Genomic DNA, 14,944 nt, shown 5'->3' on the forward strand with positions numbered 1-14,944 from the left:
ATTGGCAGCGTTATCAAATGTTAATAGAAAGGAGGTTGACTTGGTGAGTAAAATGGCCGAGAGGTTAAATGAAATATGTATCCGTCTTCTACAGCTGGTCTACCTCAATGTTCTTTGGATAGCTTTCACCTTGTTAGGGTTAGGTTTAGCGGGGATCGGCCCTTCTACATTAGCACTCACTACAGTGATCAGGCAGTGGATTCGAGGAAATAGTGATATCCCTATTTTCACGACATTCTGGCAAACATATCGTTCCAGCTTTAAAGAAGCATCGGTCATAGGTGTGATTTATTTTGTCATCGGCTGGATTTTATATGTTGATCTTTTATATGTCCAGTCCTTTTACTTGCGTGCATTAGTTGTCTTTGTGTGTTTTATCTATATGGTTTCGCTTTGTTATGTTTTTCCGATTATGGCCCACTATGATTGGAAAAGCACCATTCTTAAACTGAAGTGCTCTGTCTTGTTTGGAATCTCATATTTACAGTATACATTGATTTTGTTTGTTGCATTGGCGCTGATCTATTTGATTCTCTTTATGTATCCAGGCGCACTCATATTCTTTGGGATTAGTATTGGGAATTACGCCGTTATGTGGATGACAAATCAAGTATTTATGAAAATTGAAACCCAAGCAGGGATTCAAGAAAGTGAGAATCGATTCTAACACAAGTTTAAGGGGGTGGAAATGAGAAAACGAAGAAAAGTTCCGTGGGGAGATCATGCTAAAAGAGTATGATGATGTCTATAAAAAACTCAACGTACTGAAAGGGGAAAATTATTGATATGAAAAAGATAAAGAAAAAGAATTTTGTAAAATTAGCAGCGGTAAATGTGTTAGTAGCATCGCAACTTCTTCTTGCAGCTTGTTCTAATCAAAATGAACAAGCAAGCGGAAATTCTGAAGTATATGATCCAGAAGCAAAAGTTGAAGTGAATTGGACAGCAATTCTGCACACTCCTTCGCCGCCAACTGATGTGGTGTTAAAAGAGATTGAAGAAGCAACTAATTCCACCATTCAATTTAATTGGGTTCCAGATGCTTCAAAAGAAGAAAGAATAACAGCCGCCCTAGCTTCTGGGGAATTATCTGACATGGTTTCCTTAACCATGCTGACAAACTCATCTGTTAGACAGTCCTTAAAATCGGGGATGTTTTGGGATGTAGAAAAGTATTTGAATGATTATGATAATTTGAAATTAATTTCTGAAGATATTCGCACATCTGCATCCATTGATGGAAAACTATATGGCGTCCCGTTTCAAAAAGATATAGCGCGTTCTGGACTATTAATACGTAAGGATTGGTTAGACAATTTAGGACTAAAAGTACCAACCACGTTAGAAGAATTATACGAGGTAGCGAGAGCGTTCACAGAAGATGATCCAGATGGAAATGGAAAAGCAGACACAGTGGGTTTTGGGGATAGAAGTGATCTAAGATACAGCAGTTTCAAAACGTTAAGCTCTTACTTTGGGACACCAAATGGCTGGGCGGTTGAAGAAAATGGAAAGTTTACGCCGGAATTTACGACTCAAGCGTATAAGGATACGATGAACTATTCAAGAAAATTATATGAAAATGGTTACTTAGACCAAGATTTTGCCGTAACTGCTAAAACAGATCAACAGCAAAAATTTGCCCAAGGGAAAACAGGTATCTATACAGGTCTGGTTGATATTAAAAACTTAAAAACCTTGGCACAAGGTATTCAAGACGAAATGGAAATCGTTCCAGTTAATAAAATTAAAGGTCCTGATGGCGAATATCATATTTGGTCTGAAAATAGCGGAGTAGGCGGCTTGATGGCTTTCCCAAAATCAGAGGTTAAAAATGAGGCAGAATTGAAGCGCTTGCTGCAATTTGTCAATGATTTAATCGATGAGGAAGTCTTTATGCTCATGACAGGCGGTATTGAAGGGACACATTATGAAACCGATGAAAACGGAGCTTTTAAAATCTTAGACGATGATTTATGGCAGAAAGACGTTCAGCCATTTTCCAGCTCAAGACCAAGTGAAATAACTCATTCTTTAATAGATTCTGACCCTTCTAAACAACTGGTTAATGAATTAATCAAAGAAAATGCTGAATTTGCGGACTTGGATCCTACCGTTCCGCTTGATTCACAAACAGCAAATGAAAGAGGAACAGAGTTACAAAAAATTATTACTGATGCGACAATCAAATACATCATGGGAGAAATTGATGAGAAGGGCTTTGATGCAGAAGTAGAGAAGTGGAAAAAATCTGGCGGAGATGCAATGACGAAGGAATATGAAGAGGCGTATAAGAAAGCACAAAATTAACGGAACGACTAGAAGGTCCTTTCTTCTTTATCCAATCTTAGCGGGCAGTAAAAACCCTCATCAAGATTTGAGTGTATCTGTATCTAAGAAGATAAGAACAGGATTACTGCCCGTAAAGATCCGACGAAGGATTGTTGTCCAAGTCAGGTGAGAGCCACAGGATGTGGCGATTTTAGCGTGATTAGTTTCGCTAACCATCAGTGGGAGAGAGCCGACTTACTATGTCAAGTCCTTTGGCAAAGTCGGCTCTTTTACATTATTACTTCGGAAAATCCTCACTGATGGAAGTCTCACTTTACAGAAGGCAGGACCTTTCATTAAGAAAGGAGATTAAACATGGAATCTTTTATTAAAAATCCGATTTTAACCGGATTTAATCCAGATCCTTGTATTGTTCGTGCAGGGGAAGACTATTATATCGTAACCTCCACCTTTGAATGGTACCCGGGAGTTCCTGTCTATCATTCGAAGGATCTGCAAAACTGGAGACATCTTACAAATATTGTTAATGATGAGATAAATTTTACAGGGAATCCGGACTCATGCAGCGTTTGGGCACCTGCGTTAAGCTATCATGACGGGTTGTATTATTTAGTGTACACAGATGTAAAGAGAAGTAAGTATCCGTTTAAAGATGCCCATAATTACTTGGTTACGGCAACTGATATGACAGGATCTTGGTCAAAACCGATCTTCTTAAACAGCGGCAACTTTGATCCCTCGTTATTTCATGATGATGATGGGAGAAAATGGCTTTTAAATGTTCATTGGGATTATCGGATTGATGGCAGGAATAAATCCGCTGGAATTGTTATGCAAGAGTACTCACCAGATGAGGGGAAATTAGTGGGGCCAATCTACAAAGTCTTTGATGGGACAGAATTAAGGAAAACAGAAGCTCCACATGTATACAAACAAAACGGTTATTACTATTTGATTACAGCCGAAGGAGGAACTGGAAAAACTCACGCCGTTACTGTGGCCAGGTCAAAAAAAATCACAGGACCATATGAAGTAGATCCGTTAAATCCGATGTTAACATCAGCATATGATGAACAATTGCCATTGCAAAAGGCTGGGCATGGCAGTTTAGTCTGTACACAAACGGGTGAATGGTTTATGGCTCATTTATGCAGCCGTCCCGTCAATGGCAACTATTCCATATTAGGCCGTGAAACAGCACTCCAGCGTGTGAAGTGGACAGAAGATGGATGGCTTCGCCTGGAATGCGGAAGCAATGAAGCGCAGGTTGAAGTGAAAGCTCCTAAACTCCCGCAGCATCCTTTTCCGCCAGACCAAAATGAACACGATGATTTTAAGAGCCAATCCCTGCATAAAACATGGAATACGCTTCGCAAAGCACCAGATGAAAGCTGGTGTTCATTATCAGAACGAAAAGGATATTTGCGAATCAAAGGCGGGGAATCTCTTCATTCGTTGCATGATCAACATTTAATCGCAAGAAGGCAGCAGCATTTCTCTTTTGAGGCTGAAACTGAAATAGAATTTGAACCAGAAACATTCTTACAGATGGCCGGACTTGTTCTTTATTATAACACTGATAATTATGTCTATTTCTATCTATCACATGATGAGGAAAAAGGAAAATGCCTTAATATCATGAGATGTGTCTGGGGAGAGTTTGAGCATCTAAATCTGTGGATATCTATTGAAGGAACAACGAGCTGCAGACTAAGAGCTGTGGTAAAAGATGCGGAAGCAACCTTCTTTTATACAACTGACACAAATGATTGGCAAGAAATTGAAGGACCGATCAGTATTGCCCATCTTTCAGATGAAGGGAACGGATTTACTGGGAACTTTATTGGATTATGTGTACAGGATCTGCAAGGAACAAACAAACATGCTGATTTTCATTATTTTATTTACCAACCAAAAGAATAGGTGAAAGGGATGAATAAAGATGGAAACAACAACACTTAATTGGTCAAAGAGAATGATTGACTCTGTTATCGTGCGCAGACCGCTTTTGTGTGAAGGAGTGCAAAATGATAAATGGTCATATGATTATGGCGTTGTGTTAAAGGGGACAGAGCTGGTTTGGAAAAAAACAGGTAAGCAAAAGTATTTTGATTATATGAAAAAAAATATGGATGCATTTGTAAATGACAATGGCGAAATCCGGGAATATGACATTAATCATTTTAATATTGACCATATAAATAATGGCAAGGTTTTGCTTACTTTATTTAAGGAAACAGGTGAAAAGAAGTATAAAAAAGCGATAGACCTTCTAAGAAAGCAATTGGATTCACATCCGCGTACATCTGAAGGCGTTTTCTGGCATAAAAAAGTGTATCCATTTCAGATTTGGTTAGACGGGCTGTATATGGGTTCCCCATTCTATGCTGAGTATGTAAAGGAGTTCGGCAAGGAAGCGGAATTTGATGATATCACAAAACAATTTTTACTATGTGCCAAAAACACGAAAGATCATGAAACGGGACTCCTTTATCATGCATTTGATGAGAAGAAGGTACAGCCATGGTGCAACTCGGAGACAGGCCATTCAAAGAATTTCTGGGGAAGATCAATGGGCTGGTTTGTTATGGGGTTGGTAGATACCCTTGACTTCCTTCCAGAAACGCATAAAGACCGTAATGATTTAATTGCCTTGCTGAGAGATGTATTACAGGCATTAAAAAGTGTTCAGGACGAAGAATCCGGAGTTTGGTATCAGGTCCTTGATAAGGGAGAACGCAAAGGCAATTATCTTGAAGCATCAGCCTCCTGTATGATTTTATATGCTATTGCAAAGGGTGTAAGGCTTGGTTACTTAAACAATGCTTGGGCTGAGGTTGCAAACCGTGCCTATACAGGCATTATTGATGAATTTGTAACAGTTACAAGTGAAGGCTTGGTTAACTTAAATAAAAATTGCCAGGTTGCAGGGCTAGGCGGTCCGGATAGGCGGGATGGAACGTTTGAGTATTATATAAGCGAACCAATTATCACAAATGATCTTAAGGGTGTAGGGGCTTTTATTTTAGCATCAGCTGAAGTGGAAAACGACTAATAGAAAGGAGAGGATGTGATGGTATCGACAATGACATCAAGCTTGTACAACATTACGCAATATGGCGCAATTGGAGATGGGAAAACAGTCAATACGGAAGCGATTGCCCAGGCAATTAATGCCTGCGTAGAGGCTGGCGGAGGAACAGCTTATGTTCCAGCAGGCCGTTTTCTAACAGGTGCAGTTCTATTAAAAAGCAATGTAAATCTATTTTTAGAGGCTGGTTCGACTCTATTATTTAGTACAGATGTGAACGAATATCCGATCGTCCATTCTCGCTGGGAAGGTGTTAAAAAGGATGTATATGCATCATGCATTTATGCAGAAAACAGTGAAAATATTTCTGTGACAGGGCATGGAACACTAGATGGGAATGGCCAATTTTGGTGGGACCTGTTCCGCAAAAAAGAAAATAAATATCCTCGTCCAAAGCTGGTAAGCTTTGACTCTTGTAAACATATTTTACTATCTGGTGTGAAAATGATTCAGTCACCAAGCTGGACCGTCAATCCTATCTGCTGTGAAGACGTGACAATTCATAATCTTTCCATCGTAAACCCAAGTCATTCTCCAAATACTGATGGAATAGATCCTGAGTCATGCCGAAATGTACGAATTTCAGATTGTCACATTGATGTAGGTGATGATTGTATTGCCATCAAAGCAGGAACAGAAGACACAAAAGAGCGGATCCCTTGTGAGAATATTACGATCACAAATTGCACGATGATCCATGGACATGGCGGAGTTGTGCTTGGAAGCGAAATGAGCGGTGACATTCGCAACGTAACGGTAAGCAATTGCGTGTTCGAAGGTACAGACAGAGGCATTCGTTTGAAATCAAGGCGCGGAAGAGGAGGAGTTGTCGAAGATATTCGCGTAAGCAATATCATTATGAAAGGAGTAATCTGCCCTTTTATCGCAAATCTTTACTATTTCTGCGGACCACGCGGCAAAGATAAATATGTCTGGGATAAACATCCTTATCCGATTACAGAGGAAACACCAGCTTTTAGAAGAATACATTTCTCCCAAATTTCGGCACGTGAGGTAAGTGCGGCTGCAGGATTTTTATATGGCTTAGCAGAAATGTATGTAGAAGATGTAACGTTTGATGATGTGAGGGTGGCAATGGCAGATGATGCAGAGCCAGGAATGCCGGCCATGATGTCCGAGCTTGAGCCAATGAAACAACGGGGCTTTTATTGCGGTAACGTAAGAGGCATTCATTTTAATAGAGTAACAGTCAGCAATCATGAAGGTCCTGCCTTTTATGTAGAGAACGGACATGATATTGAATTCAGTGACTGCAAGTCAAAACAACCACGAACCGAAGATTCAATGATCGTGTTAAACAATGTAACGTTACATTCATAATACAGATCATGAAAAGGGTGGAAAAATGGATTATCAAGATAGCCAACGCCAAAAGCTGTTTTCGTTATTGGGAGACTTGCCGGAAAAGACAGATGTAGTAAAGGAGAGAAAAATAGCAGAAATAGATAAAGGATCATATATCCTTGAGGTCCTATTATTAGACTTGAACGAAAATGACCCTGTACCAGCTTATTTTGCCCGCCCGAAAGAAGGGAACGTGAAGCTGCCAGTCGTTCTTTTTAATCATTCCCACGGCGGAAATTATCATATAGGGAAAACTGAGCTGATCCAAAGCAGTGATTATCTTCAGAAAGCATCGTATGCAGAAGAGCTGACTGCATTAGGATATGGTGTCCTATGTATTGATATGTGGGGGTTTGGCGAAAGAAGAGGGAAGGCTGAAAGTGAATTATTCAAAGAAATGCTTTGGAAGGGTCAAGTCATGTGGGGAATGATGATTTTTGATAATATGCGTGCAGTTGACTACTTAACATCAAGGGAGGATGTTGACTCTGCAAGAATCGCAACCGTTGGAATGTCAATGGGGGGATTAATGGCATGGTGGCTATCCGCGCTAGATGTTCGTATAAAAGTATGTGTGGATATTGCAGGCCAAGTTGATGCCCAAACATTGATTGAAAAACGCGGACTAGATCATCATAGCTTTTATTCATATGTTCCGAGTCTCTTAAAATATTTTCAAACAGCAGATATTCAAGCACTGATTGCCCCGCGGCCGCATTTAAGTGTGGTTGGAAATGATGATAGGCTTACCCCTTTTGAGGGGTTAACAATCATTGATGAAGCATTAAAAGAAAAATATACCCAGGAGAATCATCCAGAGAATTGGCAGATGCTTCGATATCAATGCGGACATATTGAAACTGCTGCTATGAGGTCAGAAGTTTGTGCCTTTCTTCAACGAAAATTATAAGGGGTGATAAGATGATCGTTGCTCAGGATCAAAGCGGCCAATTTACAACGATTCAAGAAGCGATTAACAGCATACCCGAGAATAGCAATGAGAGAGTAACCATTTATATTAAAGATGGTGTGTATCGTGAGAAGCTTGAGATTAACAAACCTTTTATTTCCTTGATTGGAACGGATAAGGAGAAAGTAAAAATTACATTTGGCGATTATGCTAATAAGCAGCTGCCAAATGGAGAAAAGATGGGAACTTTTTCTTCTTACTCCACTCTTATAACGGGCGATCATTTTATTGCGCAGAATATAACCTTTGAAAATGACGCCGGCTGCGGGACTGAAGTAGGGCAAGCAGTTGCGGTTTATGTTGATGCAGATAAACTCGAGTTCCATCATTGTGCCTTTTTAGGGAGCCAAGATACTTTATTTACTGCGCCACTGCCTCCTAAGCCAATAGAAGGCAACCGTTTTGGAGGACCAAGGGATGGATTGAAAAGACGACCAGGAAGAAGTTATTTCTTAAACTGTTATCTTGAAGGTGATGTTGATTTTATCTTTGGCTCTGCCACGGCAGTTTTCGATAAATGTGAGATTTTTAGCAAGGATCGTTCCAGCGAGATCAACGGTTATATTACAGCAGCCTCGACACCAATTGATCAAAGGTTTGGCTATGTCTTTATCGACTGCCGCTTAACAAGCAATGCAGCCCCAAATACGGTGTACCTGGGAAGACCTTGGCGGGATTATGCCAAAACGGTTTTCATTAATTGTTGGATGGGGGAGCATATCAAGGAGGAGGGCTGGGATAATTGGAATAAGCCTCTTGCTGAAAAATCTGCCTTCTATGCAGAGTTCAACAGCTGCGGTCCTGGCGGTTGTATGGAAAAGCGTGCGAAATGGTCGAAGGTATTAACAAAAGAAGAAGCAAAGGAATATACGATTGAACATATTTTACGTGCAGAGGAAGATTGGCCGTCTTTGCTAAAAGGCGAAGAATTGAAAAAAACCTACACAATTTATTTAGCTGGAGATTCAACGGTTGAAGATGTATCACCGGAACATGGAAAAAAACAAGGATGGGGACAGCAGTTACATCCATTTTTTACAAAAAAAGTGCGCATTTTCAATAAAGCAAAAGGCGGCCGAAGTACAAAAAGCTTTATGGATGAAGGAAGGTTACATGAAATCATAAATCTTCTTCAAAAAGGAGACTATCTTTTCATCCAATTTGGCCACAATGATCAAAAAATAGAAGATGCATCAAGAGGGACAGAACCGTTCACGACCTACCAAGAAAATCTTACAAACTATATTATTCAGGCAAGGGATAAGGGTGCCATTCCAATTTTAGTCACACCGGTAAATCGCAGAGTATTTGATGAGCGCGGAAAACTTATCGATACGCTAGGGGAATACCCTGAGGCGATGCGGCAGCTGGCAGCATTGCTCCATGTTCCGCTCATTGATTTAAATCAGAAATCGAAGCAACTCTATGAAAAATGGGGAGCAGAGGAGACAAAAAAGCTCTTTGCATGGTATGATGAATTGGCACTTCAAACCACACCACCCGATGATACCCATTTTAGTGAATATGGGGCTAAGAAAATGGCGGAACTTGTTGTAGAAAGTATAAAAGAGCTAGAACTTGAAATTAGTAAATGCCTTGTGAGCAGAATAGTCCATTTATAGATTGGTTAAAGAGGGACAGTTTCCTAATTTTTAAGGAACTGTCCTATTTTGTTAGCTTAAAAACTTTTCATAATAGATTTGCTGCTTGTCAGTTTTTGACGAACGAAAAGTTGCAGATAAATATTGAAATCATTTATGAATTTGTTAGTATGGATATATAACTTAATAAAGTCATTGGAAAAAGTAAGTTACCAACATCATCATTGTGTTCACATCCATTATTTCATCTGTCTGTTTACTGCACAAGAAATCTTCTTATTTAAAATTAATCTACTACCAACAGCTATCAAGTTATTTAATTTTATCAATAAATGTAATCGCTTTCTAACAACGAAAACACTGGACTATACTGAGATATTCATTACCTATAAAAGGATTATTCAACAATACAAAAATAGGAGTCCCCTTAATAAAAGCATTTACACTTAATAAACCCACTGGAAAAACAAATAAATCACAAAATAAGGGGTGTCATAAACATTTTATGAAGAGAACAGGAGATTTAAAATTAATCCAAGAACTCAATCGTTCTATCGTATTAGAAACGATTAGATTGCAGGGACCAATTTCAAGATCAGATATTGCAAAAAAAAATAAATTAAGCCCTACAACCGTTACTTCTGCGGTTTCTGAATTAATTCATGAAGGCCTTGTTTATGAAGACGGAATTGGTCATTCAAGCGGCGGCAGAAAGCCAATTCTTGTCCGTTTTTCACCAGATTCTAAATATTTAATTGGGGTTTCCATTCGGAACTCTGTGATCACGATGGCGGAAATGAATTTAGAGGCAGAGGTGAAGAGGAAGGAAATGGTTTCAACAAAATCCTATCAAGGCGAGGCATTCATCCAGTATTTACTTAACTTGATAGAGGAATTCATGGGTCGGTCCCAAAATAAGGAGCATTGTATCGGCATCTCAATGATTACGCAGGGGATTGTCAATTCTTCTAAAGGGGTCGTTAGGTACAATGCGGAGCTGAAACTGAAAAATGTCCCATTAAAGAGTTTACTGGAGCAAAAATTTCAGAAAAAGGTTTATCTGGACAATGATACAAACGCATATATTCTTGCTGAAAAAAACTTCGGTTTATACAGCTCAAATCAAAATATGATCTATATTACTCAAGGGGACGGGGTTGGTGCAGGCATCGTTGTAAATGGTGAAATTTACAGGGGGCATAACGGCGGGGCTGGTGAATTTGGCCATACTAGCATTGACCGCGGAGGCTTTCAATGTGAATGCGGGAATATTGGCTGTCTTGAAAATTATGTGAGCTGGCCGGCCATTTTCTCAAGAATCCTTTCCTCCCTTTCCAGCGGCAGATCCTCAAAAATGCTAGAAATGGTGAATGGGAATATGACGGATATCACTCCTGCCATTTTCAGTGAGGCCCTCCACGAAGAGGATGAGTTAGCCATTAAATTAACAGATGAAACGGTATCGTATTTATCAAAAAGTGTCATCAATCTTGTTCATTTATTTAATCCAGAAGTGATCATTATAGGAGGTGATGTTGTAGCAAATAATCCTATTTATTTAGCAAAGCTTAGAACCTCGGTATTAGAGAACGTCATGGAAGCGATGGCTGAAGACTTAAAAATATCTCTGCCCTCCTTAGGCGGAGACCTTGAAATGATTGGTGCAGCATCTGTTTTATTGCAGGATAAGTTTCGTTTCTCACTTATGCAAGTTTAAAAGTTAACCATCTAATTGATTAGTAGAATGGAAAATAAAGGGGATGGATGTAAATGTTAAAAGGAATTAATCAATGGTGCTACCCAGAAGGGACATCATTGGAGGATGTATTTACTTACAGCAAGGAAGCCGGCTTTGATGCTGTAGAATTAAATCTCTATCATGCTGGAGGAATTGGTTTAACAATGGATACAACTCCAGTCGAGGCCGAAGCTATCTCTAAGCTAGCCCTATCGTACGGATTGCAATTAAGAAGCTTATCTACCGGATTATTGTGGCAAAGTCCGTTATCTTCACCTGATTCAGCAGTAAGGGAACAAGGAAGAAAAATTATTCTTAAACAAATTGAATTGGCTGCGATTATGGGAATCGACACCGTTCTCGTTGTTCCAGGTTCTGTGTCTCAAGAAGTTGCCTATGATGATTGTTATAAGTTTAGTCAGGAAGAATTAAAAAAAGTGCTTGAGGAAGCAGAGAAGCAAAAAGTTGCAATTGGAATCGAAAATGTCTGGAATAAATTTTTACTATCACCGCTTGAAATGGCACGATATATCGATGAATTGCAATCCGAATATGCAAAAGCATACTTTGATGTCGGGAATGTTCTTCAGTTTGGCTATCCTGAGCAATGGATTCGCATCCTTGGAAATCGAATTAAAAAGGTGCATGTAAAGGATTTTAGTACAAAGGTTGGCAATATAACAGGGTTTGTCCCGTTATTAGCTGGTGATGTGAATTGGTCTGCTGTAATGGAAGCACTTGAAGAGATTGGTTATGACGACGTCCTTACAGCAGAGCTTAGTCCATATGCCATTGGACCGAAACAACTGCCGATTGATACAGTCCGTCATATGGACGTTATTTTATCAACTCATTCTAAAGTGAAAAATTAAAGGAGATGGAAAAAATGAGTAAAGTAAAGGTAGGTTTTGTAGGTGTAGGCGGAATCGCAGGTGTGCATTTAGAAAATGTAGCGAAAAACTCAAATGCAGAAATTGTCGCTGTCTGTGATATTGCTGAGGAAAGTGCAAAGAAAAAAGGTTTACAATACAATGCAAAAGCTTATACAGATCTTGATGAAATGCTTGAGAAGGAAGTGCTGGATGCTGTTTTTGTCTGTGTTCCCCCATTTGCACATGGTGATATAGAAGAAAAAATTGTAGCCAAAGGCATTCATTTACTCGTAGAGAAGCCGTTGGGCCTTGATATCGAAACCGTGCAAAAGAAAGCAAAAGTCATTAAAGATGCAGGCGTTATTTGCGGAGTTGGTTATTGTTTACGTTATTTAGATACAGTTGCTAAAGCAAAGGAATACTTAAATGACAAAACAATTGCAATGGTAAGAGGGCATTACATAACATCCTTTGTGCCAACACCTTGGTACCGGGAAATGAATAAATCAGGTGGTCAGCTGGTTGAACAATCCACCCATACACTTGATTTGATGAGGTATTTAGGAGGGGAAATTGATTCCGTTTATGCTAATATGAGCCTTCAAGTATTATCCGACATACCAAACATGAATATTCCAGATGTCACCTCTGTAAACGTTACATTTGAATCAGGGGCAGTGGGGCATCTAGATTCATCCATGACCCAGCTCGATCATCGTACGGGAATTGAAATTCTTGGAAAGGATTTCCGCGTTGTAATAGATGGAGTAAATGTATCAATTGTTGAAAAGGATTTTACAATGACGTATAAATCAAAGGTTAACTTTTACCAAGAACAGGATAATCGCTTTATTGAAGCTGTCATGAAAGGAGATCCTGCAATTCTCTTGTCTGATTATGAGGATGGAGTAAAAACCCTTGCTGCAACACTGGCATCCAATAAGTCAAATGAATTAGGATTACCTATTAAACTATCTTCCTTAATCGAGGATAAAATTTCGCTATAAAGAGAGGTGAATGAAGTGAAAATTGGTGTTGTTGGAACAGGTACAATGGGAAAGCTTCATTTAGAGGCATGGTCAAAAATGAAAGCGGTTAAAATTAACGGGATTGCGGGACGCAACCATGAAGTGGTCGAACAGCTATCTGAAACATACAAGACAAAAGGTTTTACCGATTATGAGGACCTGCTTAAATCAGATGTTGAAGTAATTGATATATGCCTGCCAACCTATTTGCATAGTGAGTTTATTCGAAAAGCTGCTAAAAGCGGCAAGCATATTATTTGTGAAAAACCCCTTGCATTAGATGGAAAAGAGTGTAAGGAGCTTTATGATTTTTGCACAGCACACAATGTCCAGCTTCTTGTCGGGCACACCCTGCGATTTTATCCAGAATATATACATGCACGTGAACAAGTGAAAAACGGTGCAATTGGCAATCCTGGTGTCGTCAGATTGTCAAGAGGAGGCCCTTACCCAAAGGGAATAGATGCTTGGTATAAGGATGAAGCAAAGAGCGGCGGGGTTATGCTGGATTTGGGAATTCACGATTTTGATTGGTTAAGATGGACGTTTGGTGAAGTTGAAAGAGTGATGGCAAAACAGATTAAAAGAGAGAGTGAGGATGGGACGCCAATTGAGCATGCGTTTGTCACATTACGCATGCAAAGCGGAACAATTGCACATCTTGAATTGTCCTGGGCAAAAAAGTCTTTTGAATCAAGCTTTGAGATAACAGGGGATAAAGGGATGCTTGCTCATCATGACCGTGAAAGCAATCCAATTAAACTGAACATAACAGTTCCATCGAATGAGATCGGTAACGGTGTAATTGTACCTGAAAGGATAGGGAACATTTCCCCGCTCGAACAGCAGCTGGAACATTTCAGAAAATGTTTAGTAGCGGAAGAAAAAATGCTCGTCTCTGCTGAAGATGTGATTCATGCAGTTGAAGTTGCAAAAGCAGCTATTGAATCTGCTAAAAGCGGGCAGCCTGTTACGTTGCTGTCAAAGAAAGAGGTGGTTTAATGAAGATCGGAATGATTAGTTTTGCTCATATGCATGCTTTTAGCTATGCAAAGCATTTGCTTGCCGATCCTGAGGTTGAGATTACCGCGATATGGGATGAAGACCATGAGAGAGGGTCTAAAATGGCTAATCTCTTTAACTGTCAATATATTAACGATTTAGAGCAATTACTCCAATTAGAAATTCAAGCAGTTGTTGTATGTTCGGAAAATAAAATGCATAAGGAGCATGTGCTAGCTGCAGCCCGTGCTGGAAAGCATGTTTTATGTGAAAAGCCGATTGCAACCGAAGTGGAAGATGCACAAGAGATGATACACGCATGTAAAGAGGCTGGTGTCATTTTACAAGTTGCCTATCCTGTAAGATTTGCTCCTGCCATTCAAAGAGTTAGAGAATTAATCCGTTCGGGAGCAATTGGTGAAGTAGTTGCCATAAATGGAACCAATCACGGACAGATGCCAGGCGGATGGTTTATTGAAAAAGAATTATCAGGTGGCGGAGCAGCAACTGATCATATCGTTCATGTTATGGACCTCATCCGCTGGATTTTAAATGATGAAGTAAAACATGTTTATGCAGAGCTTGATACCAAGTTTTATTCGATAGATGTAGAGGATTGCGGCATTGTCACCCTGGAGCTTGAATCAGGCGTCATTGCGACAATTGACCCAAGCTGGTCACGTCCAAAAACATTCCCTGCCTGGGGTGATGTTCTATTAGAATTTGTCGGTACAAAAGGAACCCTTTCTGTTGATGCCTTTAAACAGCATTCGACCTATTATAACGATATGGAGAAAAAAATCCAGCATCTATCATGGGCTGATGACATGGATCAAGGGCTGATTGCTGATTTTCTACAATGTGTGAGGAAAAACGGAAATCCTTCTATTACCGGTGAGGATGGCTTAAGAACATTGGAAGTTGTAAAGGCAGCCTATGAATCTGACAGATTGAAAAAAGTTGTTTCATTAAATAAATAGCTTTC

The 14,944-nt window shown here is 39.6% G+C and carries 12 protein-coding genes and 1 pseudogene; all 13 read left to right on the top strand.

What is annotated here, in order from left to right:
- Positions 1-52: 52 nt before the first annotated feature.
- The 13 genes and pseudogenes from WQ54_RS08875 to WQ54_RS08930 all read left to right on the top strand — a co-directional run bounded on the left by WQ54_RS08875 (position 53) and on the right by WQ54_RS08930 (position 14,939).
- Positions 53-667: a YesL family protein gene (locus tag WQ54_RS08875; RefSeq protein WP_231597490.1), complete on the top strand. Its 615-nt coding sequence runs from the start codon at positions 53-55 to the stop codon at positions 665-667.
- Positions 668-786: 119 nt separating this feature from the next.
- Complete coding sequence (locus WQ54_RS08880; RefSeq protein ID WP_156177837.1) at positions 787-2,310, top strand: extracellular solute-binding protein; 1,524 nt, start codon at positions 787-789, stop codon at positions 2,308-2,310.
- A gap of 336 nt (positions 2,311-2,646) precedes the next feature.
- Positions 2,647-4,215, top strand: coding sequence for a glycoside hydrolase family 43 protein (locus WQ54_RS08885; protein ID WP_046515156.1), 1,569 nt, complete (start codon positions 2,647-2,649; stop codon positions 4,213-4,215).
- A gap of 19 nt (positions 4,216-4,234) precedes the next feature.
- Complete coding sequence (locus WQ54_RS08890) at positions 4,235-5,347, top strand: glycoside hydrolase family 105 protein (RefSeq protein ID WP_046515157.1); 1,113 nt, start codon at positions 4,235-4,237, stop codon at positions 5,345-5,347.
- Positions 5,348-5,365: 18 nt separating this feature from the next.
- On the top strand, positions 5,366-6,724 hold the full coding sequence (locus tag WQ54_RS08895) for a glycoside hydrolase family 28 protein (protein WP_046515160.1): 1,359 nt from the start codon (positions 5,366-5,368) through the stop codon (positions 6,722-6,724).
- A gap of 25 nt (positions 6,725-6,749) precedes the next feature.
- Positions 6,750-7,658 carry a dienelactone hydrolase family protein gene (locus WQ54_RS08900; protein WP_046515162.1) on the top strand — a complete coding sequence of 303 codons (909 nt, stop codon included), beginning with the start codon at positions 6,750-6,752 and terminating at the stop codon, positions 7,656-7,658.
- Positions 7,659-7,669: 11 nt separating this feature from the next.
- A pseudogene (locus tag WQ54_RS08905) lies at positions 7,670-8,596 on the top strand (pectinesterase family protein); the annotation flags it as partial.
- Positions 8,597-8,647: 51 nt separating this feature from the next.
- The gene (locus tag WQ54_RS34240) at positions 8,648-9,340 is read left to right on the top strand and encodes a rhamnogalacturonan acetylesterase (protein ID WP_197089572.1); all 693 of its coding nucleotides are present in this window, start codon (positions 8,648-8,650) and stop codon (positions 9,338-9,340) included.
- A gap of 484 nt (positions 9,341-9,824) precedes the next feature.
- Positions 9,825-11,036, top strand: a complete 1,212-nt coding sequence (locus tag WQ54_RS08910; protein ID WP_046515165.1) for an ROK family transcriptional regulator — start codon at positions 9,825-9,827, stop codon at positions 11,034-11,036.
- 53 nt (positions 11,037-11,089) lie between these two features.
- Entirely contained in the window at positions 11,090-11,929 is an 840-nt protein-coding gene (locus tag WQ54_RS08915) for a sugar phosphate isomerase/epimerase (protein ID WP_046515168.1), read from the top strand.
- A gap of 14 nt (positions 11,930-11,943) precedes the next feature.
- Positions 11,944-12,936: a Gfo/Idh/MocA family protein gene (locus WQ54_RS08920; protein ID WP_046515170.1), complete on the top strand. Its 993-nt coding sequence runs from the start codon at positions 11,944-11,946 to the stop codon at positions 12,934-12,936.
- Between the two features lie 15 nt (positions 12,937-12,951).
- Positions 12,952-13,959 carry a Gfo/Idh/MocA family protein gene (locus WQ54_RS08925; protein WP_052737718.1) on the top strand — a complete coding sequence of 336 codons (1,008 nt, stop codon included), beginning with the start codon at positions 12,952-12,954 and terminating at the stop codon, positions 13,957-13,959.
- Entirely contained in the window at positions 13,959-14,939 is a 981-nt protein-coding gene (locus tag WQ54_RS08930; protein WP_046515175.1) for a Gfo/Idh/MocA family protein, read from the top strand. Before WQ54_RS08925 ends, WQ54_RS08930 begins: the two co-directional genes overlap by 1 nt.
- Positions 14,940-14,944: the final 5 nt, after the last annotated feature.

Origin of the sequence: Bacillus sp. SA1-12 (assembly GCF_000981385.1) — a bacterium.
In the GTDB taxonomy this organism is placed as follows: Bacteria; Bacillota; Bacilli; order Bacillales; family Bacillaceae; genus Metabacillus.

Coding starts and splice junctions, on each gene's coding strand:
- WQ54_RS08890 (WP_046515157.1), top strand. CDS start 4,235: ATGGAAACAACAACACTTAATTGGTCAAAGAGAATGATTGACTCTGTT.
- WQ54_RS08875 (WP_231597490.1), top strand. CDS start 53: ATGGCCGAGAGGTTAAATGAAATATGTATCCGTCTTCTACAGCTGGTC.
- WQ54_RS08915 (WP_046515168.1), top strand. CDS start 11,090: ATGTTAAAAGGAATTAATCAATGGTGCTACCCAGAAGGGACATCATTG.
- WQ54_RS08910 (WP_046515165.1), top strand. CDS start 9,825: ATGAAGAGAACAGGAGATTTAAAATTAATCCAAGAACTCAATCGTTCT.
- WQ54_RS08900 (WP_046515162.1), top strand. CDS start 6,750: ATGGATTATCAAGATAGCCAACGCCAAAAGCTGTTTTCGTTATTGGGA.
- WQ54_RS08920 (WP_046515170.1), top strand. CDS start 11,944: ATGAGTAAAGTAAAGGTAGGTTTTGTAGGTGTAGGCGGAATCGCAGGT.
- WQ54_RS08880 (WP_156177837.1), top strand. CDS start 787: ATGAAAAAGATAAAGAAAAAGAATTTTGTAAAATTAGCAGCGGTAAAT.
- WQ54_RS08930 (WP_046515175.1), top strand. CDS start 13,959: ATGAAGATCGGAATGATTAGTTTTGCTCATATGCATGCTTTTAGCTAT.
- WQ54_RS08885 (WP_046515156.1), top strand. CDS start 2,647: ATGGAATCTTTTATTAAAAATCCGATTTTAACCGGATTTAATCCAGAT.
- WQ54_RS08895 (WP_046515160.1), top strand. CDS start 5,366: ATGGTATCGACAATGACATCAAGCTTGTACAACATTACGCAATATGGC.